A 22,068-nucleotide genomic window follows, 5' to 3' on the forward strand; every position below is an offset into this window, starting at 1 on the left:
ATATGAAGCAGCTAGATGATTATCGGGATAAGAATATCGTCGTACTGGGACTGGCCAAAAGCGGAGTACAGGTAGCTAAAGTGCTGCATCAAGCCGGTGCCTCCGTCATTGTGAACGATAGAAAGGAAAGAGAACAGTGTCCTGAAGCTTCGGAGCTCGAGGCTTTGGGTATTTCTGTTATTTGCGGTGGACATCCCGATGATCTTATTCATCCCGGTGTGACGCTTCTTGTCAAAAATCCCGGGATTCCGTATTCCGTCCCGCCTGTCCAAAAGGCGCTTGAGCTTAAGATTCCTGTCGTGACCGAAGTTGAAATCGCCTATCACCTGTGTGAAGCTCCGATGATCGGCATTACGGGCTCGAACGGCAAAACAACGACGACAACCTGGGTAGGCAAAATGCTGGAAAGCGCAGGTCTTTCCCCGATTGTAGCCGGTAATATCGGCACGCCTCTATCCGAGGCTGCAGCAGAAGCAACGGAAAACAACTGGATGGTTGTTGAGCTGAGCAGCTTTCAGTTAAAAGGAACAGAGAAGTTCAGGCCGAGCATTGCCTGCCTTCTCAACATTGCGGAAACGCATCTTGATTACCATGGCGGTATGGATGATTATGTTGCATCCAAAGCCAAGCTGTTCGCCAACCAGACTGCGGATGATACCGCTGTGCTCAATTGGGATGATCCCGTGTGCAGAAACCTTGTTCCATATATCAAGGCGCGCATCGTGCCTTTTTCGATGAGTGAGAGCCTTCGTGAAGGGGTTCACGTAATGCCGCCATATGTTGCCGGTGCTCAGGACTCGATTGAAGACGATCAGGGACGTACCCTGATTTATACAGATGGCGAAGGGTTTACGCATGAGATCATCCGTGTGGAGAACATCGGACTGCCCGGAAGATTTAATGTAGGGAATGCATTGGCGGCCTGTGCGATTGCGATAGCGGCCGGCGTTGCTCCCGATAAGCTGGAAGATGCTTTGTCCAGCTTCCGCGGCGTTGAACACCGCTTGGAATACGTTGCCGAACTTCAGGGCGTATCCTATTACAACAACTCGAAGGCAACGAACTCCAAGGCGACGCACATGGCATTGACTTCGTTCAAGGAGCCTATCGTATTAATCGCAGGTGGGCTTGATCGTGGGTCGGATTACGAGGAATTGATTCCTTCCTTGCAAGGAAGGGTGAAAGCCATTGTGCTTCTTGGCGAAACGAAGGAGAAAATCGCGAATGCTGCTGCCAAAGCCGGATTAAAGGACATCATCCTCGTCGATAATGGAGAGGACGCCGCCGCGACTTTGACCTCGGCTGTCCAGAAGGCTGCCGGGCTGGCAGAGAGCGGGGATATTGTTCTACTATCACCCGCATGTGCGAGCTGGGACATGTTTCCTTCCTATGAGGTACGAGGACGCATTTTTAAAGAGGCGGTGCATAACCTTTAAGTAGGGGGGTGGATAAGCCCCTACTAAGGATGTACGAGGTGGCCTTTCCATGAACAAGAACCGCCAGGCGCCCGATCTGTGGCTGCTTATCTGTATTTTGGCCCTGCTGGCCATCGGAATCGTCATGGTATACAGTGCAGGATCCGTCCTCGCCTTTCATGACTACGGCGATAAGTTTTATTTTGTGAAGCGTCAGCTGTTTTTTGCCTGTCTGGGGCTTGCTGCCATGTATTTCACATCGAGGATCGACTATCGGGTTTGGAAGAAATACAGCAAGCTTGTACTGCTGGTCTGCTTTTTTATGCTGATTATCGTACTTATTCCAGGGGTCGGCGTTGTTCGCGGCGGAGCCAGAAGCTGGCTCGGCATCAGCTCGTTCGGCATTCAGCCCTCCGAGTTTATGAAGCTGGGCATGATTCTGTTTCTATCGCGCTGGCTTAGTAAGCAAGATTATGATATTACGTCTTTTACCAGGGGGCTTTTGCCGCCGCTTGGTTTAATCGGACTGGCCTTCGGATTGATTATGCTGCAGCCTGATTTGGGTACGGGTGCCGTTATGCTCGGAGCTGCGATGATGATCGTATTTACCGCAGGGGCACAGATGAAGCATCTGGGCTTTCTCGCATTAGGCGGGGTAGCCGGTTTCATTGGCTTGATTCTGGCAGCCCCTTACCGGCTGAAGCGGATAACCGGATTTCTCGATCCATGGTCCGATCCGCTTGGCGCAGGCTATCAGATCATCCAATCCCTCTATGCCATAGGGCCGGGCGGACTTGGCGGACTCGGACTTGGCATGAGCCGTCAGAAGTACGCTTATGTACCTGAACCGCAGACTGATTTTATTTTTTCGATCTTGGCCGAAGAGCTTGGGTTCATTGGCGGTTTGATTGTCCTGCTCTTGTTCGCTGCCTTGGTGTGGCGGGGCATGAGGGTGGCCATGACCGTATCCGATGGTTTTGGAAGTTTGCTGGCTGTTGGTATCGTAGGCATGGTCGCCATCCAGGTCGTTATCAATATCGGTGTCGTTATCGGTTTAATGCCGGTGACAGGGATTACGCTGCCGCTCATCAGTTACGGAGGCAGCTCACTGACGCTGATGCTGACGGCGCTGGGCATTCTATTAAATATTTCCCGTTATGCGAGGTGAAGGGTATGCGTGTCGTATTGACCGGCGGCGGAACGGGGGGGCATATTTACCCCGCCGTTGCCATTGCAAGACAATGTGAAAAGGAAGATCCGAAAACGGAGTTTTTATATATCGGAGGCCAGCGGGGTCTCGAAAGCAAGCTGGTACCCCAAGAGAAGCTGCCGTTTGAGAGCATCGATATCACGGGGTTCCGGCGCAAGCTGTCGCTGGATAACGTGAAGACCATTATGCGTTTTTTCAAAGGCGTGAAGCGATCGAAGGCCCTCCTGAAGGAGTTTAAACCCGATGTTGTGATCGGTACCGGAGGTTATGTGTGCGGTCCGGTGGTTTATGCAGCGGCCAAGCTCGGAATACCGACCATGATTCATGAGCAGAATGCGATCCCGGGCCTCACCAACCAGTTCCTCAGTCGATATGCGGATACGGTTGCCGTCAGCTTTGAGGGATCAGAGTCTTCTTTTCCCAAAGCCAAAAGAACGGTATATACAGGAAATCCACGTGCGACAACGGTATTATCCGCCAATCGTGAACGTGGATTTGCTACGCTCGGCATTCCGATGGACAGCCAGGTCGTACTGATCGTCGGCGGAAGCCGGGGGGCCAAGGCGATCAATAACGCGATGATCGGGATGGCGCCGTTCATACAGAAGCTGCCGGGCGTACATTTTGTGTTTGTTACAGGCGATACTTATTTTGAGAACACGCGGGAATCTATCCTGTCGCAGCTCGGTACCATGCCGAATCAACTTCATATCGTGCCATACGTTCATAATATGCCGGAAGTGCTTGCGGCTACTTCGCTGATTGTAAACCGTGCAGGAGCTTCATTCCTGGCGGAGATTACATCGCTTGGCATTCCATCCGTACTTATACCTTCACCTAACGTCACCAATAACCATCAGGAGGCGAATGCGAGGCAATTGGAGGAAGCGGGCGCATCCAGCATGATTCTTGAAAAGGATTTGACGGCTGAATCGCTGTTCGGAAAGCTTGAGGAGATCATGACCAGTCGCTCTACAAGAGAGGCGATGTCCGCGGCTTCGAAAAAGCTCGGCAAACCGGATTCGGCTACCGTCATTGTTCAAGAAATCCGCCGGTTAACCGGCAAACGCTAAAACGGCTGGGCGATTGTCACACACCTATGGAGCCTGACATAAGATACTCTATAATCGTGACACACCCATGAGGCCGGCATTACTGACAGCGGCCATCTCTTCATCAAGTTGAAGGAATGGCCTTTTGGTTTTGAAAGTCAAGGGGAGGTTTATTTAAAATGCAGCAGTGGAAATCGCTACTATCAGAGGCCAATATCGGAACAGTGTTATGGAATGAACCGCTGGCAAAATACACGACGTGGAAAATAGGCGGACCAGCCGATTGCCTAATTATTCCTGAGAACAAGGAACAGCTCAGGGAACTGGTCACTCTTCTCCATGCCCATCACATACCTTGGACACAATTGGGCCGCGGTTCTAACATGTTGGTTGCCGATAAAGGCATTCGGGGAGCGGTCATCAAGCTGGGCCAGGGATTTGAGGAGCTTCATTTTGACGGAGAGACGGTTACTGCAGGCGGCAGTCTGTCTTTTGTCAAGCTCAGTGTTCTGGCCGGAAAAGAAGGATTATCCGGTCTTGAATTTGCCGGAGGCATTCCTGGATCGGTCGGAGGGGCCGTCTACATGAATGCAGGTGCCCATGGGTCTGATGTGTCACGCATATTCAAGTCCGCTGACATTGTACTGGAAACAGGGGAATTGGTTACGTATGCTGCGAAAGATATGGCGTTTGATTACCGACACTCCATTCTGCATGAACGAAAAGGGATTGTGACTGAAGCGGTATTTGGGCTCCGTCAAGGAGACCGCAAAGAAATTTCAGCTGTTATGGCCTCCTACAAGGACCGTCGCCGGCGTACACAGCCGCTCCAATCCGCAACGGCAGGCAGTGTGTTTCGCAACCCGCCCGGCGATCATGCCGCGAGGTTGATCGAGGCTGCCGGTCTTAAGGGCCTACGGATCGGGGGCGCAGAAGTTTCTTTACAGCATGCCAATTTCATTGAGAACACCGGTCAAGCGACAGCAGAGGACGTGCTCGCTTTGATGGAACGCATCAAGGAAACCATCTCGGAAAAGAACGGAATTCATATGGTGCCTGAGGTGTACGTTCTGGGCGAGCGGTAAACTCGGAGGTGATACATTGGACAAATTGGTGATTGAGGGTGGAAGGCCCCTATCAGGAACCATTCGTATCCATGGCGCAAAAAATGCAGCTTTACCTATTCTAGCAGCAAGTCTTCTGGCAGAAGGGACTGTAAGGTTAAGCAATGTCCCGCACCTGCTGGATATTGAAGTGATGCTCAGCATTCTCAGCCGTCTTGGCTCCAAATGCAAGCATGAGCTGGAGACGGTTACCGTGGATACCTCGTCTGCCAATTCGTTTCATGTCCCGGAAGATTTAATGAAGCAGATGCGATCCTCCATCTTTTTGATGGGACCTCTGCTGGCCCGTTTTGGTGAAGTGACGATCTATCAGCCTGGAGGCTGCGCGATCGGAGAACGCAAGATCGACCTCCATCTTCAGGGGCTGCAGGCGCTTGGTGCGGAAATCGAGGAGAGTAACGATAAGATCCATTGCAGGGCAAGCCGGCTGGTCGGGACTGATATTCATCTGGATTTTGCCAGCGTAGGGGCAACGGAGAACATCATGATGGCAGCAGCAACGGCGCTTGGCACAACGGTGCTCACCAATGCCGCCAGAGAGCCTGAAATTCAGGACCTTCAGCATTTCCTGAACAAGATGGGAGCGAACATTATCGGCGCAGGAACGGATACCATCACGATCCATGGGGTGGAGCGTCTGGAGCCTTGCGAGTACGAGATCATACCGGACCGGATCGTAGCTGGCACCGTCATGATAGCAGCGGCAGTTACCCGCGGTAGTGTAACGCTTACGAAGACCAATCCATCTCATTTAACTTCCCTTATACATGTGCTAAAGCGCGCCGGTGTTCAAACCAGTATATGCAATGATATAATAAACATAAGCTGTATGAGCCGTCCTAAAGCGGTAGAACGTATTGTGACTTCACCGTATCCTTCGTTCCCGACGGATTTGCAATCCCAGGTCATGGTCCTGCTGTCCTTGGCGGACGGATTTAGCGTGATGAAAGAGACGGTATTCGAAGGACGGTTCAAGCATGTGGAGGAGCTCTCCCGTATGGGAGCGGACATTTCCACGGATCTGAACTATGCGTTCATACGCGGCGTTCAGAGAATTTATGGAGCTACTGTGGAGGCAACCGATCTTCGGGCTGGAGCGGCGCTCGTCATTGCCGGTTTGGCCGCGCAGGGAACGACCGTGGTGGAGCAAGTTCACCATATTGATCGCGGTTATGATCGTATTGAAAACATGTTCCAAGGTTTAGGCGCACGGATCTATCGTCAATCCCCGGTGCCAAAACCGCTTGATTTAGCCAATTGAGGTCCTGGGCTTCCCCTCCGAAAAAGGAGGGGATCACAGGTCTTTATGGAGAGAGTGGATATGTCCAAGACACATATGCCTGTCCTTAAGCAGGACAAGCCCAAACCGAAAACAGCCAAAAAAATCATATGGATACTTTTGCTGCTGTTCGTAGCCCTGCTGACGATTCTGTTTTTCCGGTCGTCTGTCAGCCAAGTTACCGAGATTCATTTTACAGGCAATACGTTTAATACAAATGAGCAGCTTATCAAGCAAAGCGGACTCCATATCGGAGACCAGTACTTTGGCGTTGAACCGAAAGATGTGCAGGAACGCCTGATGAAGCTGGGAACGATTAAGTCGGCTGAAGTGGTCAAGAGCTTTCCGGGCGAAGTCAGCATCGTAGTGACGGAGCATCCTACGGTGGCCTACGAGTTGTCCGAAAGCGGGGAACTTCAAGCCATACTGGCCAGCGGCACCTCGGTTCCCGTTACAGCGAGCGGCATTGCCGTTGAGAAGCCGATTTTGACCAATTGGGACCCGGACGATCCGAACAAGGCCGAGCTTAGCGAAGTGCTTGCCGAGATTTCGGGCAGCCTGACCTCCGATATCTCGGAAATCATGCCGTCGCCGACGTTATCTTTTCCGGATCGGATCAAGATGTATACACGTTCCAAGTTCGAAGTCATTACTTCGGTTGCCTTGCTCCGTGACAAAGTAGAGTACCTGAATCAGGTTACCGAAATGGAGCGGCCGGGTGTCATTACGATGCTGGAAGCGGACTCTTACGTGCCGTTTGTAGAAGAAGTTGAAGAAGGCACGGAAGAAGGGCAATAACCCCCTACTCAGGGGTTGGAATAAATGGTACAATTGAAAGTATTGACAACTTGTTTCGGCACTTCTTTTTTGAATGACTTTTACGGCCTGTTATAGCAAATGTTGGCAGTAAAAAAAATGTTGAAAAAAGAGGGAAAGACCTACGAGTGTTGAATAAGTAGAAATGTATTCTTTATTATCAAAATTAATTTGCTAAAAACAGGAGGTGCCAGGGCTTGAGCAACAATGACATCATTGTTAGTTTGGACATCGGTACATCCAAAGTTCGTGCTATTATTGGGGAAGTTAATAATGGAACCTTTAATATTATTGGAGTTGGATCTGCCGACTCGGAGGGAATTCGCAAAGGTGCAATTGTAGATATCGACCAGACCGTACAATCCATTCGCAGCGCTGTTGATCATGCGGAGCGTATGGTCGGTATTCAAATATCCGAAGTATATGTCGGCATTTCTGGAAATCATATCGGACTTCAATCCAGCCATGGAGTTGTGGCAGTATCGAACGAGGATCGCGAAATTGGTGAAGAGGACATCGACCGCGTGCTGAAAGCAGCGGAAGTCGTGGCGCTTCCTCCGGATCGTGAAATTATCGATGTGGTTGCTAAACAGTTTGTAGTTGACGGTTTGGAAGGAATCTCTGATCCGCGAGGAATGATCGGCGTAAGGCTAGAAGTTGAAGCGACGATTATTACTGGCGCCAAAACGGCAATACATAACCTGTTACGTTGTGTGGAGAAATCAGGTCTAAAAGTGAAGGATCTGGTGCTGATTCCGCTTGGAGCCGGGCAGCTAGCCTTGTCCAAGGATGAGAAAACGATGGGTTCGGTGCTGGTTGACGTCGGGGCGGGCTCAACCACCTTGGCCGTGTTCGAGGGAGGCAGTATTGCCGCAACTTCGACGCTGCCGGTTGGTGGAGATTTCGTCACGAATGATATTGCATATGGCCTGCGAACGCTGACGGATCAAGCAGAGAAGGTTAAACTGAAGTACGGATGCGCACTGATCGAGAGTGCCGCACAAGAAGTAACGTTTAAGGTAACTAGAATTGGAAGCAATGTGGACAAGGAGTTCACGCAAGAAGATTTGGCAGCTATCATAGAACCTCGCGTTCAGGAAATTTTCCAATTGGTGCGCCAAGAAATCAAGCGCTTGGGTTACAGTGAGCTTCCTGGTGGTTATATACTTACTGGGGGCACTATGTCCATGCCTGGTGTGCTGCAGGTGGCACAAAATGAGCTGGCGACTTCCGTACGGATTGCGGTTCCCGATTTCATCGGTGTTCGTGATCCGGGATACTGCAGCGGAGTCGGCATCCTCCATAATGCAATCCGGAACGTACGTGTACGCAATACAGGAGGAAGCAACAACAACAGCGGAAATAGCAAGAAACCGGTGAACCGTGCTAAGCAGCAAAATCCTGTCGCAGCAACTCAGGAGACCAGCCAGAAGCCGGGATTTATTGAACGCCTGAAAAAGATGTTCAGCGAGTTTATATAGCGGATTCATTCGACTGTGGACGTGCCATCCACGCACATTGAGGGGGAGATGGATTAGATGTTGGAATTTGATTTTGAAATGGAGAGCTTAGCTCAAATAAAAGTAATCGGAGTAGGTGGCGGCGGAAGCAACGCGGTTAACCGAATGATTGAAAATGGTGTGCAAGGTGTTGAATTTATTACGGTCAATACGGATGCTCAGGCACTCCACCTTGCTAAATCCGAACATAAACTGCAAATCGGGGACAAGCTGACTCGCGGTCTTGGTGCCGGCGCCAATCCTGACGTAGGCAAGAAGGCTGCGGAAGAATCCCGCGATTTGATCATGAACACCCTGAAGGGTGCCGATATGGTATTCGTTACGGCCGGTATGGGCGGCGGAACAGGAACGGGTGCTGCTCCTGTCATTGCTGAAATCGCCAAGGAATGCGGCGCACTGACCGTAGGCGTGGTGACTCGACCGTTTACGTTTGAAGGACGCAAGCGCTCTTCTCAGGCTGAGCTTGGCATTGAAGCTCTGAAAGAGAAGGTCGACACGCTGATTGTCATCCCGAATGATCGACTTCTCGAAATTGTCGACAAGAAAACACCCATGCTGGAAGCCTTCCGTGAAGCGGATAATGTTCTTCGCCAGGCAGTCCAAGGCATCTCTGATCTGATTGCTGTACCGGGTCTGATCAACCTTGACTTTGCCGACGTGAAAACGATCATGACAGAACGCGGCTCGGCCCTGATGGGTATCGGATTGGCTACTGGTGAGAACCGTGCCTCCGAGGCTGCCCGCAAGGCGATCATGAGCCCGCTCCTTGAAACCTCTATCGAAGGTGCGCGCGGTGTGATCATGAATATTACGGGAGGAACCAATCTCTCCTTGTATGAAGTGAATGAAGCGGCCGAGATCGTGACTTCAGCTTCCGATCCGGAAGTGAACATGATCTTCGGTGCGATTATTGAGGAAAACATGAAGGATGAAATCAAGGTAACGGTGATCGCTACCGGCTTTGAAGGCAAGCCTTCTCCAATCCCTCCTGGACGTCGTCCTGTGCCTCAAGGGGAACAGCAGCAGCAACAGCAGCCGGCAACGGACAAGAGTAATGTGAATCTGAAGCCATTTGGCAATCAGAACAGCAATGATCAGCTTGATATTCCTACTTTCCTTCGCAATCGTTCCCGCAATAATGATTAAAATCAGTAAGCCTGTGCTTCGTCATCATGATGAAGACAGGCTTATTTTTGTAACCCAACCTCGCCATCTTCCTTTCACATCATTGTCAGGACCATACGGCTGATGCTGTCACACTTTCACGAATAAGAGCCCCATGCGAAATTACAGTGGACTTTAAAGATTTTCCCCAAGCTTTCCTTCCTAGAAAAGAGATCGCTGATAACGCCAAGAGGTCTGCTCTTGGTTCTCGGCTCTAAAAACTGCCCTTCATCGACAAAAAAAGTCTGTAATCCGCCCACAGGTTTAGACAGACTTTGAATTCTATTCTTCTTATACTAGTAACATCTCCCATTGCCCAGAAAACAACAGAAGGATAACCGAAGTGATTCTTCGACTAGGCAGGTGAATAACCTGGTTGTTTATATTGATCTCATATTTTTGGCAAACCTCGTCATTGACGGCATTTTGCTGGCTTTGACCGCCTGGATGCGCAGGGTCAAGCCAAGGTGGTGGAGACTTGTATTATCCTCTGTGGTAGGCGCATTGTATGTCGTCATGATGTTTGTCCCGCAACTCTCATTTTTGTTTACCTTTCTCATCAAATTTGGACTTTCGTTGATCATGTTGTGGATCGCTTTCGGCTTTGCAAGCTTACAGAGTTATCTGCGGAATTTGGGAGCATTTTATATGGTGAATTTTGCCGCAGCCGGAGGCATTATCGGTGTTCATTACTTGCTCCAAAATTCGGGAGAATTGTTCAGCGGGATATGGTATACGACATCGGGAGGGCTATCGTTTGAATTGAAGGTGGGATTCTGGTTTGCGTGCATTACCTTTTTTGTAGTTGTATTCGCGTTTAAAGCCGTTCAGACCACGAAACGCAAAACCGAGAACCGGGAGGCCTTATTGGGAGAGGTGTCCGTATGGATCGGCAGCGCCAAAATATCCTGTGTGGGGCTGCTCGATACTGGTAACCAATTGAGCGATCCCTTAACGCGCACGCCGGTTATGGTGATGGAAGCAGCACTGTGGGAAGCCCACCTGCCCCAGGGATGGAGCAAACAGTTGATGGAGGGGGAACCGGACAAATTAATTATGGGGCTGGCGGCAGAGGAATTTGAATGGCAGGACCGTCTGCGGCTTGTTCCGTACCGCGGTGTCAACCGGGGGGCTGCTTTCATGCTTGCGTTGAAGCCCGACAGGGTACGAATCGAACTGGGAGGATTTGAATATTCGGCATCCAAGGTGTTGATTGGTCTTGATGGCGGGACGCTCTCGGGTGACAGGGCATACAGGGCCATCATTCATCCGGCGTTGACGGAAGGAGAAGGTACGCCGAAGATAAATGCACATTCCGCCGATATGGACGCACCGTCGCACAATGGGGGAACCGGTTCGGAACCAGGTGAAGCCAAGAATGCAGGATGATACGATGAAGCCATTTTCATAGTGTTCGCGTGTTGCCATTCTTACGGCCGAACGTTAAGGATAAGTCTTTGAAAACCTTTATGACATTTCCGGAACATGCCGGACTAGAAGAATTAAAATTACGCTTACGAAGTCAGTTATCCCTACGGGAAAACGTTTAGGAGGATAAGAGATGCCCGTTAAATGGAGATTAGCATTGCAGCTGCAGTATTATCGCGTACTTTTTTTGCTAGGCCTAAAGAGTCAGGAAATCTACTATATCGGAGGAAGCGAGGCACTCCCGCCGCCGCTTACGAAAGAGGAAGAGGAGTTCTTGCTCAAGAAGCTGCCTACCGGCGATGCGGCCACCCGTGCCATGCTTATCGAACGTAACCTGCGTCTGGTTGTTTACATTGCCCGCAAATTCGAGAACACCGGCATTAACATCGAGGATTTGGTATCGATTGGTGCCATCGGTTTGATTAAGGCGGTGAATACCTTTGATCCGGAGAAAAAAATCAAGCTGGCTACATATGCCTCGCGCTGTATTGAAAACGAAATTTTGATGTATTTGCGCCGGAATAACAAAACCCGCAGCGAGGTTTCTTTTGACGAACCGCTGAATATCGATTGGGACGGCAATGAATTGCTCTTGTCCGACGTATTGGGCACTGAGAATGATACCATCTACCGTAACATCGAGGAGCAGGTCGACCGGAAGCTGCTGCAAAAAGCACTTGATAAATTAAGCGACCGGGAGCGCATGATTATGGAGCTTCGTTTTGGTCTTCAGGACGGCGAGGAAAAGACGCAAAAAGACGTGGCAGACCTGCTTGGAATCTCACAATCCTACATTTCCCGATTGGAGAAGAGAATTATTAAACGGCTCCGCAAAGAATTCAACAAGATGGTGTAACTGGAAATCGTAAGGAATAAAATAGCCCCCCTCGGAGATAATGTACAGTAATGTTTCTCCTTGGGAGGTTAGTCATCATGACGCGAAACAAAGTTGAAATTTGTGGTGTGGATACGTCAAAACTGCCTGTTTTGACGAATGTGGAAATGAGGGAACTGTTTCATAATCTGCAGCAGAATAATGAACGATCGGCTCGAGAAAAACTGGTGAATGGCAACCTGAGACTGGTGCTCAGCGTCATCCAAAGGTTTAACAATCGGGGAGAGTTTGTTGATGATCTGTTTCAGGTAGGCTGCATCGGATTGATGAAAGCCATCGACAATTTTGATTTATCGCAAAATGTTAAATTTTCCACTTATGCCGTACCGATGATTATCGGAGAAATACGTCGATACTTAAGGGACAATAACCCGATTCGCGTCTCCCGGTCACTGCGTGATATTGCTTACAAGGCACTTCAGGTCAGGGATCAGCTGACAAATGCGAACTCGCGTGAACCGACGATTTTTGAAATTTCCGAAGCGCTGAACGTGCCCAAGGAAGACGTTGTTTTTGCACTTGATGCTATTCAAGATCCCGTTTCGCTGTTTGAGCCGATTTATCATGACGGTGGCGATCCGATTTATGTGATGGATCAAATCAGTGATGATAAGAACAAGGATGTGTCCTGGATTGAGGAAATTGCGCTCCGGGAAGCGATGCACAAGCTCGGACAACGCGAGAAAATGATTTTATCCATGCGGTTTTATGAAGGCAAGACCCAGATGGAAGTTGCGGATGAAATCGGCATCTCCCAAGCTCAAGTGTCCCGCCTGGAGAAGTCAGCGATCAAGCAGATGCAGAAGCACGTCAAAACTTAAGAAGACCAGCAATCAATCGAACAGACAACGATCCCGTTTATGGGATCGTTTTTTTAATTTTAAATAAGCTATTTTACCCAAGCGGCTCATATATTGAACAGAGGGATATGGATGATTGAAAATGGATGGACGGCTAGACGTTCAAATACATCTAAGGTGTGATGCGCATGATACCTGAAAATCAAATGGTGGGGAAAAAGATGAAAATTTCCGATTTTCAAACGAAGGATGTTATTAATATCATTGATGGCAAGCGGCTCGGACAGATCAGCGATCTGGAGCTGGACTTGAGGCAGGGCCGGATTGAAGCGATTGTGGTGCCAAGCTACGGTAAATTCATGGGGCTGTTCGGCGGAGGGAGTGACCTGATCATTCCGTGGCGTAATATCGTCAAGATTGGCTCGGATGTCGTCCTTGTCAAAATGGAGGAATTGCGAAGAACGCCCGATGATCCGGAATCGGTGGAATACCTTGAACGGCCGGACCGGCGATCCTTCTAAACAGACAGATGGGTTAATGTGTCTCCGGCGCAGGTTTTCTGTTACACTGGTCATAGAGGTGAGATGCTCATGGAACCGTTTGTTAGGCAAGATCAGCAGACACCGAGTCTGTTTGTGCTCGAAAAATGGAGTGGGGGATCGGGAAGCGCCGCACTCACGGCCGGTTTTACAGGCCGGCATGGCGGCGTTAGCCGTGCCCCCTATGACAGTTTGAATTTAGCTTTTCATGTCGGCGACGAGCCGGGTGACATTGTAGAGAACCGGAAAAGGACCGCTGCCGCGCTTGGCTTTTCTCTGGAAGACTGGACTTGCGGTGAACAGGTCCATGATGTTCAGATTGGCGTGGTTCAGGATAAGGACAGGGGCAGAGGGAGTCTGGACCGAGCCTCGGCTTTCCAAGATACGGATGGACTTGTAACTAATGTTCCCGGCGTTTTATTGACGTCCTTCTATGCCGACTGCGTGCCGCTTTATTTTTGGGATCCGGTTACGGGTGCTGTTGGTTTGGCTCACGCTGGCTGGAAGGGGACCGTGGGAAGCATCGCCAAGAAAATGGTGGACAGGATGGCTGTGGAATACGGAAGTCTGCCTCAGCACATCCACGCAGCGATTGGTCCATCCATAGGCGAGTGCTGCTACGAGGTGGATGATCGGGTAATGGATCGTGTCCGCGATATGGGGATCGGGGAGTTTATATCCGAGGAAGTTACAAATTCAGCTGTTTATATCGACAAGGGACAAGGGAAATACATGCTGAACTTGAAAGAAATAAACAGACACATTATGATTAAAGCAGGAATATTGGCGGAACATATCGAATGTACATCATGGTGTACAAGCTGCAATCATGATCTGTTCTTCTCTTATCGTAAAGATGGAGGGACTACGGGTCGTATGGCAAGTTGGATCGGGATGAGAAAGAGGTGAGTCGTCCCTTGAGTTTGAAGGAACGTATCGATCAAGTAGAACAGCGAATAACGGAGGCTTGCGCAAGAAGCGGCAGGGACCGGAGTGATGTAAATATAATTGCGGTCACGAAATATGTCTCCTTGGATATGACAGCTTCGGTACTGGATCAGGGACTGCAGCATATCGGCGAGAATCGTTGGCAGGATGCCCAAGCGAAGTGGAATGCTCTTGGAAACCGCGGCACGTGGCATTTCATCGGCCATCTTCAGACCAATAAGGTTCGGGATGTCATTGATAAATTTCAATATATTCATTCGCTCGACCGCTTATCCTTAGCCCATGAGCTGGAGAAGAGAGCTGCTGCGCTCAATTTGCAGGTATCCGCCTTTATGCAGGTCAATATTTCGGGTGAGGAATCCAAGTATGGCTTGCCTCCTGAGAAAGCAGCCGAGTTTTTGAAGGAAATCAACAGTCTTTCACACGTAAAGGTGACCGGACTCATGACCATGGCTCCATACGAATCATCGGCGGAGCAGACGCGTCCTGTATTTCGTGGTTTAAGACAACTAAGAGATGAGCTGAACGAGCAGGCGCTTACGGCAGAGCCATTGACCGAATTGTCCATGGGCATGTCCAATGACTTTGAAGTAGCCATAGAGGAAGGGGCGACCTGGGTGCGTCTCGGCTCGATTTTAGTAGGGAAAGAGGAGGATTGACGATGGGCGTGATGAACCGGTTTATGAATTTCTTGGGACTGCAAGAGGAAGAAGAAGTTGTGGAACGCGAGGTTCTGGCCTCGCAGGAAGAGCCGGTGGAGGCAACGCCGTTTGATCATCGGAAGAACCAAAAGAGCGGTAATATCGTTAGCATTCATTCACAGAAGAACGTTAAGGTGGTATTAGTGGAGCCTCGTTCATATGATGAAGCACAGGAGATTGCAGATCATCTGCGGTCCTTCCGAACCGTTGTAGTCAACCTGCAGCGTGTGAGGAATGATCAGGCGCTGCGCATTATCGATTTTCTTAGCGGAACCGTTTATGCGCTTAGCGGCGGAATCTCGAAGGTGGGCGGGAACATCTTCCTATGCACGCCGGATACCGTGGAGATCCAGGGTTCGATCTCGGAGATTCTAGCAGACGAGCATGAATATAACAGAATGAGGTGATTTAGGCTTTGACCTACGAAATTATTAGCGTTGTTAGCACGCTATTCCGTATTTACTTCTACATGATTTTGGTTTATGTTTTGATGTCTTGGCTTCCGAATGTGAGAGAAAGCTTTGTCGGAGAATTGCTGGGCAAGTTGGTGGAACCGTATTTAGCACCATTTCGCCGGTTTATTCCCCCGATCATGGGGATGATTGACATTTCGCCCATTATTGCATTGTTTGTGCTCCAGTTAGCGGAGCGAGGCGTATACGCTATTCTCGGATATCTCCTGGGGTGAATGAGCGATGAAACTGGACATCTACGATCATTTTCATAAGGATGAACGGGAGTTTGTGGACCGGGCTTGGGAATGGGTTGTCAATGCCGGACAATACCATGAAGCGAAGCTGACGGATTTTCTGGATCCTCGCCAGCGATTCATTCTGGAATCGCTCGTGAATCGTCATCCGGATGTACATGCCATGTTTGATGGCGGACATGCTGATGCAGAACGCGTCCGGGCGCTGATTGCTCCGGATTACCGAGAGCTTGAAGGCGAGGATTTAAAGATGAAGGTGCTCAGCATCTCTTCTGGAGACCAGAAGTTTCTGGAGCTGGAGCATGGCGACTACATGGGTTCGATTTTGGGTCTTGGCATTAAGAGATCGAAGATCGGAGACATCCATGTGCTCGCGGACGGCTGTCATGCGGTCGTTGCCGACGATATCAGCGCGTTCCTGCATCTGAATCTCAGCCAGGTCCACCGGGTGCACGTGATGACGGAATTGCTGCCGCAGGACAAGCTTCAGGTTGCCCGAACGAATTTCGAAACGATGGATATTACGGTATCTTCCATGAGACTCGACGGGATCGCCAGTGATGCCTACCGAATCAGCCGTACGAAAATCGTGGTGTCGATCAAGGCCGGCCGATGCCGCGTGAACTGGAAAGTGGAAGAGGATCCCTCAACGAATTTAAAAGAAGGCGATGTCGTTTCCATCCAAGGATTTGGACGGTTTAAAGTTTTGGAGACAGGAAGCCTGACGAAAAAAGGGCGGTACCGTATCAAGGTTGGGAAATATGCCTGACCTTTGAAGGAATTGCCGTTTTTTTGTCGAATGAGTACAAAGAGTTATTCAAAATTACAATAGATTTACCGATAAATCGTAAATGACCGCTATTGTCTTCACGGACGGGTGGTTTGGCTAACACAGCGGATGAACCGTCCTGTAAGGCCCATATATTTAGGAGGTGCACACCATGCCATTGACGCCGCTTGATATACATAACAAGGAATTTGCCCGTCGAATTCGGGGTTATGATGAGGACGAGGTCAACGAGTTTTTGGATCAGATTATTAAGGATTATGAAAGTGTGATCCGGGAGAACAAAGAGTTGGGCAACCAGCTTATTGCGATGCAAGAAAGACTGGATCATTTTTCGAATATTGAGGAAACCTTGTCTAAGACCATCATTGTCGCCCAGGAGGCGGCGGATGAGTTGAAGAACAACGCGAAAAAGGAAGCTCAGCTGATCATTAAGGAATCCGAGAAGAATGCAGACCGGATCATTAACGATGCGCTCAGTAAATCCCGCAAAATCGCGCTTGAGGTGGAAGAGCTGAAGAAGCAGGCTTCCATCTACCGCACCCGCTTCCGTTCCTTGGTTGAGGCGCAGCTCGAGCTGTTGAAACAAGAAGGCTGGGAGACGCTCGAGAACCGGGAACCGAGTCTTGAACCAAAAGAGGTATACTAGACGGATATCCGGTTGACTTTTTCCGCGAAAGAGTCTATAACTAATAACATATTGTTGATTCATACAAGAATTCGTTGATGGGAATAGTACGCGAAGGATCTGTCCCTCAGAGAGCCGGCAGTTGCTGAAAGCCCGGCGTTCAGACCAAGCAGAAGATCATCCCGGAGAAGTGAAGCTGAAGCGTTTAACCGCGTGCGTAAGCTGAACCGTCAGCCGAACGTTACATCGGACCTTGCCTATTACAACAAAGGCATGGACATTGAGGTGTCGCTTGTGCAGGCTTTTTAGCAAAAAGTCGGTTAAGCGAAATTAGGGTGGTAACGCGAGAACAGGTTCTCGTCCCTTGGGGGATGAGGCCTTTTTTTATTTTCACAGAACATTTACGAAAAGAGTGAAAGGAAGATCTGCATGAACAGAGTAGACGTCAAGGAGAAGGCGCGGGCAAGAGAGCTGCGCATCTTGAACAAATGGAACGAGGAGAACACGTTCAAGAAATCAATCGAGCTGCGGGCCGGTAAGCCGAACTATGTATTCTACGAAGGTCCGCCAACTGCAAACGGCGCGCCTCATATCGGTCACGTGCTTGGCCGGGTCATCAAGGATTTTGTGGGCCGTTATCAGACGATGAAGGGCTTCCATGTCGTTCGGAAAGCGGGCTGGGATACGCACGGACTTCCGGTAGAGCTTGGCGTAGAGAAGCAGCTGGGCATCTCCGGCAAGCAGGAGATCGAGAATTATGGCGTTGAAGCCTTTATCAAAAAGTGCAAAGCCAGCGTATTTGAATATGAGCATAAGTGGCGCGAGCTGACTGAAGCGATTGCTTATTGGACCGATCTGGATCATCCGTACATCACGCTCGAGAACAACTATATCGAGAGTGTATGGAACATTTTGGCGACGATTCATGATAAAGGGCTTCTGTACCGCGGTCATCGCGTAAGCCCATACTGCCCTTGCTGTCAGACCACGCTCAGTTCCCACGAAGTGGCTCAGGGTTATGAGGATGTTAAAGATCTCAGCGCAACGGCGAAGTTTAAGCTGCATGACAATGGAGAGTATGTATTGGCATGGACGACTACGCCTTGGACGCTTCCATCCCACGTGGCGCTGGCCGTTAATCCGGATATGGATTACGCCCGCGTTGAGCAGGAGGACGGCATCTATATCGTGGCTAAGAATCTGGTAGAGGATGTTATGAAGGGCGACTTTACCGTTCTATCGACGCTGAAAGGTTCCGAACTCGTCGGCAAAACTTACGATCCTCCGTTCCCGTATATAAAAGCCGAGAAAGCGAATCTCATCGTCGGCGCATCCTTTGTTACCGATGCAAGCGGTACGGGGATTGTGCACATGGCTCCTGCGCATGGTGAAGACGATTATCGCGTATGCCGCGAGAATGGCATCAGTTTCGTGAGTGTCGTGAACGGCCAAGGTCGTTATACCGATGAAGTGACGGATTTTGCCGGACGCTTTGTCAAAGATTGCGATCTGGACATTGTGAAGGCATTGTCTGAAAAAGGACTTCTGTACAGCAAAGAGAAATACGAGCACAGCTATCCGTTCTGCTGGCGCTGTAAATCCCCGCTGCTCTATTATGCGATGGAGAGCTGGTTTATCGAAACGACAGCCGTTAAGGATCAACTTATCGCGAACAACAATGAGGTAACCTGGTATCCGGGCCATGTGCGTGAAGGCCGCTTCGGCAAGTTCCTTGAAGATCTGGTGGATTGGAATATCAGCCGGAACCGTTATTGGGGAACGCCGCTCAATGTATGGGTCTGCGATTCTTGTGAAGGGCAATTCTCGCCGCACAGCATTGCGGAGCTTCGCGCCAACGCGGTAGGTGAGGTAGCGGAGGATCTGGAGCTGCATAAGCCTTATGTGGATGAAGTGAAAGTGAAATGCCCCCACTGTGAAGGCGGCGTGATGGAACGGACCTCGGAAGTCATTGATGTATGGTTTGACAGCGGATCGATGCCGTATGCACAATACCATTATCCATTCGAGGACAAGGAGAAATTCGAACAGCAGTATCCTGCCGATATGATCTGCGAAGGGATCGATCAGACCCGCGGATGGTTCTACAGCTTGCTCGCCGTATCGACTCTCTTCACGGGTAAAGCGCCTTATAAAGCGGTTATGGCCACAGGTCATATCCTTGATGAGAATGGACAGAAGATGTCCAAATCCAAAGGCAACGTTATCGATCCTTGGGAAATCATCGAGGAGTACGGCACGGATGCGTTCCGATGGGCTCTGCTGGCTGACAGTGCGCCATGGAACAGCAAACGATTCTCGAAGGGAATTGTAGGCGAAGCTAAATCCAAGGTTGTGGATACGCTGGTCAATACTCATGCATTCCTGACCCTGTATGCCGGTATTGACGGCTATGATCCGAAGGAGCATGAGTTCAAGGGATCGGACCATAAGCTGGACCGCTGGATTCTGTCCCGTCTGAACAGCTTGATTCAGGTGGTTGATAAAGGACTGGCCGTGAATGACTTCCTGAATGCGGCAAAAGCAATCGAAGCTTATGTGGATGAGCTGAGCAACTGGTACATCCGCCGTTCGCGTGACCGTTTCTGGGGCAGCGGACTCGGAGAAGATAAGCTGGCGGCTTACGGAACGCTTACACATGTGCTGTTGACCCTCTCCAAGCTGATGGCTCCATTCACGCCGATGCTGTCTGAAGATATTTTTGTGAATATGGGCGGAGGAGAAAGCGTACATCTGGCCGACTTCCCGCAAGCCGACGAAGCGTTGATCGACAAGGCGCTCGAGCAGGACATGGAGACGGCAAGACAGATCGTGGAGCTTGCGCGTAACGTCCGCAACGAGACAGGGATCAAAACGCGTCAGCCGCTGTCTGAGCTGATTGTGTCCATGGATCGCGAGTTTGATCTCTCCGGTTATGAAGATATCATCAAGGATGAGATCAATGTCAAAGTGATTGAGGTGGAGACCAGCGATAGTGGCTTCGTCGATTTCACACTGAAAATGAACCTGAAAGTCGCAGGCAAGAAATACGGTAAAAATATCGGGTTCCTGCAAGGGTTCCTGAAAGGCATGAGCAGTGACGAGACCCGCAAGGTGGTTCAAACGGGCGGCGTGAACGTTACATCGCCGGAGGGTGAAGAATTACAGATCACGTCCGAAGAGCTGCTGGTGGAGAAAAAGGCGAAGGAAGGTTTCGCATCGGCTTCAGGTTATGGTTTAACCGTGGCACTCAATACGGATATCACGCCAGAGCTGGAGCAAGAAGGCTGGGTTCGCGAAGTGGTGCGTGCCGTACAGGATACGCGTAAGAAACTGGATCTGCCGATCGAGAAGCGGGTTAATTTGACTCTGGATACAGATGATGAGCTTAAAGCTGCGATCACCGCATTTGAAGATGTACTGCGCGAGAATGTCCTTGTAAACGATTTGCAATTCGGACAAAGCGAAGGCATGGAGCGGGTTGAGCTTGGCGGCAAAACCATCGGCATCCACATCGCCTAAGTATTAAATTGGTTAGTAACCACTGCCCTTATCAACAGGGGCAGTGGTTTTTTCTTGTTCAAATGAGGTAACGAATATCTTCAAGGGCGTTCTTACGAACGAATGAGATGCTTCCAATAGATGCATAATAATCAGCGAATTCAAATGTAATGATAAGCAGGCAACGAGCACACATGATAGTGGAGCTGCTCTGGATCTAATTTATCTGATGTCGATTTGTATAGGCAAAGGGGCGGTAGACATGGCGGAGAAGCCGGATGCTGGGGTGTCAGCTGATCAAAAAAAGTCAATGGAGAAAGAGCGGGACCAATTGAGCGCCATACACCGTATGACTACGGACATTGCACAGCAGCTGGAGAAGGCCCGAATCGCAGAATACACCCAGCTGCTAAATCGGCCATGGAAATTGATATGGACCAATTTGCTGGCGGGGTCAGCCCGAGGTGTGGGAATCGCGATTGGCTTTACCTTTTTTGCGGCGACCATTATATACGTCCTACAGGCGCTTGGCGCGTTGAACTTGCCTATTATCGGCGACTACATTGCGGATATTGTGCGGATTGTTCAGCGTCAGCTTGAACTAACGTGAGTTTGTCCTATATGAATATGTAATGCCCGGCAGCGCTGCATCCAATTTGTTATGCTGCCGGTCGTAAAAACTTATTTAGCTGAATGATTCATCATCAGGGTCGCCATGGGGATCTAGCAGGTAGCTTCCTTCGCCCCGGTTTAGGTAATCGACATATTGCGGACTTCGCACGATAAACACTTCGGAGCCATCGATATTGGTTGCAACGAAATTTTCATACACTTCAACGAATCCACCTTGATCATCGCCATTCTCGATATCCATCTCGTTATAGCTGTCAATTTCGTTGCCTTCGGCCAGAGCAGGGGAATTGGAATTCCCCCAGCTTTCAACGATCTGCCACGCGTCTTCGCCGTCAAACGCAGCATATTCATGCTCGTCCATACTGGATTTTCCAAAAGCGGGAGCAAGGACTTCCTCTTCAACCGGACGATCGCGGGAAACTCGTTCACGAGGCGTATCTTTTACACAATATTGCGTATCCGGAAGAACCTCCAACCGCTCGTACGGAATGGGCTGGCCGCAGGTAAGGCACACGCCGTAACGGCCGTGATGAATCGCTTCAAGCGAAAAAATAACCCGCTGCAGTTCCTGATCCACCCTGTCCTGGAGTGCAAGGTCTTTTTCTCTTTCATACATCTCGCTTGCCAAATCGCCAGGATGGTTATCAATATGGGACAGCTCGCCAGTCATATCTCTCTCTGATTCCCCCAGCCCATGCTGGTCGTTATATACCATGCGCCGTTCAAGCTCAACCTTTCGATCCATCAGCTTTTGTTGCAAATTATTGAGTTGCTCCTGAGTTAGATGCGACATGTCAGGCTCCTTTCATGGTCCGAAGTTGACCTTCTGGTTCATATGTATAGAGTGCACCCATTGAGATGGTTTTACTGACGGAAAATGTTCTCGCCATTGGACAGGAATGGACGGTTTCTGAGCCGCTGT

21 protein-coding genes and 1 other annotated feature are annotated in these 22,068 nt (G+C 49.9%); of the genes, 20 read left to right on the forward strand and 1 reads right to left on the reverse strand.

Translation table 11 applies throughout. From position 1 onward, the window contains the following. The first annotated feature begins 2 nt into the window (after positions 1-2). The 20 genes from murD to OHJ21_RS01450 all read left to right on the forward strand — a co-directional run bounded on the left by murD (position 3) and on the right by OHJ21_RS01450 (position 21,123). On the forward strand, positions 3-1,436 hold the full coding sequence (murD, locus tag OHJ21_RS01355; protein WP_486019213.1) for a UDP-N-acetylmuramoyl-L-alanine--D-glutamate ligase: 1,434 nt from the start codon (positions 3-5) through the stop codon (positions 1,434-1,436). Between the two features lie 49 nt (positions 1,437-1,485). Beyond that, on the forward strand, positions 1,486-2,583 hold the full coding sequence (gene spoVE / locus OHJ21_RS01360) for a stage V sporulation protein E (RefSeq protein WP_326117728.1): 1,098 nt from the start codon (positions 1,486-1,488) through the stop codon (positions 2,581-2,583). Between the two features lie 5 nt (positions 2,584-2,588). Next, positions 2,589-3,698 (forward strand): undecaprenyldiphospho-muramoylpentapeptide beta-N-acetylglucosaminyltransferase, encoded by a 1,110-nt coding sequence (murG, locus tag OHJ21_RS01365; RefSeq protein WP_100535959.1) that lies wholly within the window; start codon positions 2,589-2,591, stop codon positions 3,696-3,698. A 158-nt stretch (positions 3,699-3,856) separates the two neighbouring features. Further along, positions 3,857-4,762, forward strand: coding sequence for a UDP-N-acetylmuramate dehydrogenase (murB, locus tag OHJ21_RS01370; protein WP_100535960.1), 906 nt, complete (start codon positions 3,857-3,859; stop codon positions 4,760-4,762). A 16-nt stretch (positions 4,763-4,778) separates the two neighbouring features. Continuing rightward, positions 4,779-6,062, forward strand: coding sequence for a UDP-N-acetylglucosamine 1-carboxyvinyltransferase (murA, locus tag OHJ21_RS01375; protein ID WP_071222989.1), 1,284 nt, complete (start codon positions 4,779-4,781; stop codon positions 6,060-6,062). Between the two features lie 60 nt (positions 6,063-6,122). Beyond that, on the forward strand, positions 6,123-6,878 hold the full coding sequence (locus OHJ21_RS01380; protein WP_100539286.1) for a cell division protein FtsQ/DivIB: 756 nt from the start codon (positions 6,123-6,125) through the stop codon (positions 6,876-6,878). A 215-nt stretch (positions 6,879-7,093) separates the two neighbouring features. Next, positions 7,094-8,377 (forward strand): cell division protein FtsA, encoded by a 1,284-nt coding sequence (gene ftsA, locus OHJ21_RS01385; protein WP_100535961.1) that lies wholly within the window; start codon positions 7,094-7,096, stop codon positions 8,375-8,377. A gap of 57 nt (positions 8,378-8,434) precedes the next feature. Then, a complete protein-coding gene (ftsZ, locus tag OHJ21_RS01390) occupies positions 8,435-9,562 on the forward strand; it encodes a cell division protein FtsZ (RefSeq protein ID WP_100535962.1) in 1,128 nt (375 codons plus the stop codon). Between the two features lie 390 nt (positions 9,563-9,952). Beyond that, positions 9,953-10,969 (forward strand): sigma-E processing peptidase SpoIIGA, encoded by a 1,017-nt coding sequence (spoIIGA, locus tag OHJ21_RS01395; protein WP_246059433.1) that lies wholly within the window; start codon positions 9,953-9,955, stop codon positions 10,967-10,969. A gap of 172 nt (positions 10,970-11,141) precedes the next feature. Next, positions 11,142-11,864 (forward strand): RNA polymerase sporulation sigma factor SigE, encoded by a 723-nt coding sequence (gene sigE, locus OHJ21_RS01400; RefSeq protein WP_071222992.1) that lies wholly within the window; start codon positions 11,142-11,144, stop codon positions 11,862-11,864. A 77-nt stretch (positions 11,865-11,941) separates the two neighbouring features. After that, positions 11,942-12,724, forward strand: coding sequence for an RNA polymerase sporulation sigma factor SigG (sigG, locus tag OHJ21_RS01405; protein ID WP_006209087.1), 783 nt, complete (start codon positions 11,942-11,944; stop codon positions 12,722-12,724). Positions 12,725-12,924: 200 nt separating this feature from the next. Then, positions 12,925-13,224: a YlmC/YmxH family sporulation protein gene (locus OHJ21_RS01410; protein WP_243390607.1), complete on the forward strand. Its 300-nt coding sequence runs from the start codon at positions 12,925-12,927 to the stop codon at positions 13,222-13,224. 69 nt (positions 13,225-13,293) lie between these two features. After that, on the forward strand, positions 13,294-14,151 hold the full coding sequence (gene pgeF, locus OHJ21_RS01415) for a peptidoglycan editing factor PgeF (RefSeq protein WP_326117731.1): 858 nt from the start codon (positions 13,294-13,296) through the stop codon (positions 14,149-14,151). Positions 14,152-14,159: 8 nt separating this feature from the next. After that, positions 14,160-14,849, forward strand: coding sequence for a YggS family pyridoxal phosphate-dependent enzyme (locus OHJ21_RS01420; RefSeq protein ID WP_100535965.1), 690 nt, complete (start codon positions 14,160-14,162; stop codon positions 14,847-14,849). Between the two features lie 2 nt (positions 14,850-14,851). Continuing rightward, entirely contained in the window at positions 14,852-15,298 is a 447-nt protein-coding gene (locus OHJ21_RS01425) for a cell division protein SepF (protein WP_009589651.1), read from the forward strand. A gap of 8 nt (positions 15,299-15,306) precedes the next feature. Beyond that, a complete protein-coding gene (locus OHJ21_RS01430; RefSeq protein WP_486019214.1) occupies positions 15,307-15,579 on the forward strand; it encodes a YggT family protein in 273 nt (90 codons plus the stop codon). 7 nt (positions 15,580-15,586) lie between these two features. Continuing rightward, complete coding sequence (locus tag OHJ21_RS01435) at positions 15,587-16,369, forward strand: YlmH family RNA-binding protein (protein ID WP_486019215.1); 783 nt, start codon at positions 15,587-15,589, stop codon at positions 16,367-16,369. Between the two features lie 172 nt (positions 16,370-16,541). Beyond that, a complete protein-coding gene (locus OHJ21_RS01440; RefSeq protein WP_100535968.1) occupies positions 16,542-17,036 on the forward strand; it encodes a DivIVA domain-containing protein in 495 nt (164 codons plus the stop codon). A 65-nt stretch (positions 17,037-17,101) separates the two neighbouring features. Then, positions 17,102-17,383, forward strand: a binding site (T-box leader). 61 nt (positions 17,384-17,444) lie between these two features. Further along, positions 17,445-20,534, forward strand: coding sequence for an isoleucine--tRNA ligase (gene ileS / locus OHJ21_RS01445; RefSeq protein WP_326112427.1), 3,090 nt, complete (start codon positions 17,445-17,447; stop codon positions 20,532-20,534). Between the two features lie 241 nt (positions 20,535-20,775). Then, positions 20,776-21,123, forward strand: a complete 348-nt coding sequence (locus OHJ21_RS01450; RefSeq protein ID WP_100535970.1) for a DUF5665 domain-containing protein — start codon at positions 20,776-20,778, stop codon at positions 21,121-21,123. A 75-nt stretch (positions 21,124-21,198) separates the two neighbouring features. On the opposite strand, the gene OHJ21_RS01455 is transcribed toward OHJ21_RS01450, so the two are convergent. Next, entirely contained in the window at positions 21,199-21,939 is a 741-nt protein-coding gene (locus OHJ21_RS01455; protein ID WP_100535971.1) for a TraR/DksA C4-type zinc finger protein, read from the reverse strand. Between the last annotated feature and the right edge of the window lie 129 nt (positions 21,940-22,068).

Source organism: Virgibacillus sp. LDC1 (assembly GCF_025792345.1).
Classification (GTDB): Bacteria; Bacillota; Bacilli; order Paenibacillales; family Paenibacillaceae; genus Paenibacillus_AQ; species Paenibacillus_AQ lautus.

What these genes read in the sequence shown, in the direction of transcription:
- OHJ21_RS01455 (WP_100535971.1), bottom strand. Translation starts at nt 21,939, where the DNA reads ATGTCGCATCTAACTCAGGAGCAACTCAATAATTTGCAACAAAAGCTG.
- OHJ21_RS01440 (WP_100535968.1), top strand. Translation starts at nt 16,542, where the DNA reads ATGCCATTGACGCCGCTTGATATACATAACAAGGAATTTGCCCGTCGA.
- pgeF (WP_326117731.1), top strand. Translation starts at nt 13,294, where the DNA reads ATGGAACCGTTTGTTAGGCAAGATCAGCAGACACCGAGTCTGTTTGTG.
- OHJ21_RS01410 (WP_243390607.1), top strand. Translation starts at nt 12,925, where the DNA reads ATGAAAATTTCCGATTTTCAAACGAAGGATGTTATTAATATCATTGAT.
- murG (WP_100535959.1), top strand. Translation starts at nt 2,589, where the DNA reads ATGCGTGTCGTATTGACCGGCGGCGGAACGGGGGGGCATATTTACCCC.
- OHJ21_RS01425 (WP_009589651.1), top strand. Translation starts at nt 14,852, where the DNA reads ATGGGCGTGATGAACCGGTTTATGAATTTCTTGGGACTGCAAGAGGAA.
- ftsZ (WP_100535962.1), top strand. Translation starts at nt 8,435, where the DNA reads ATGTTGGAATTTGATTTTGAAATGGAGAGCTTAGCTCAAATAAAAGTA.
- murB (WP_100535960.1), top strand. Translation starts at nt 3,857, where the DNA reads ATGCAGCAGTGGAAATCGCTACTATCAGAGGCCAATATCGGAACAGTG.
- sigG (WP_006209087.1), top strand. Translation starts at nt 11,942, where the DNA reads ATGACGCGAAACAAAGTTGAAATTTGTGGTGTGGATACGTCAAAACTG.
- OHJ21_RS01435 (WP_486019215.1), top strand. Translation starts at nt 15,587, where the DNA reads ATGAAACTGGACATCTACGATCATTTTCATAAGGATGAACGGGAGTTT.
- sigE (WP_071222992.1), top strand. Translation starts at nt 11,142, where the DNA reads ATGCCCGTTAAATGGAGATTAGCATTGCAGCTGCAGTATTATCGCGTA.
- spoVE (WP_326117728.1), top strand. Translation starts at nt 1,486, where the DNA reads ATGAACAAGAACCGCCAGGCGCCCGATCTGTGGCTGCTTATCTGTATT.
- ileS (WP_326112427.1), top strand. Translation starts at nt 17,445, where the DNA reads ATGAACAGAGTAGACGTCAAGGAGAAGGCGCGGGCAAGAGAGCTGCGC.
- OHJ21_RS01450 (WP_100535970.1), top strand. Translation starts at nt 20,776, where the DNA reads ATGGCGGAGAAGCCGGATGCTGGGGTGTCAGCTGATCAAAAAAAGTCA.
- murD (WP_486019213.1), top strand. Translation starts at nt 3, where the DNA reads ATGAAGCAGCTAGATGATTATCGGGATAAGAATATCGTCGTACTGGGA.
- OHJ21_RS01380 (WP_100539286.1), top strand. Translation starts at nt 6,123, where the DNA reads ATGTCCAAGACACATATGCCTGTCCTTAAGCAGGACAAGCCCAAACCG.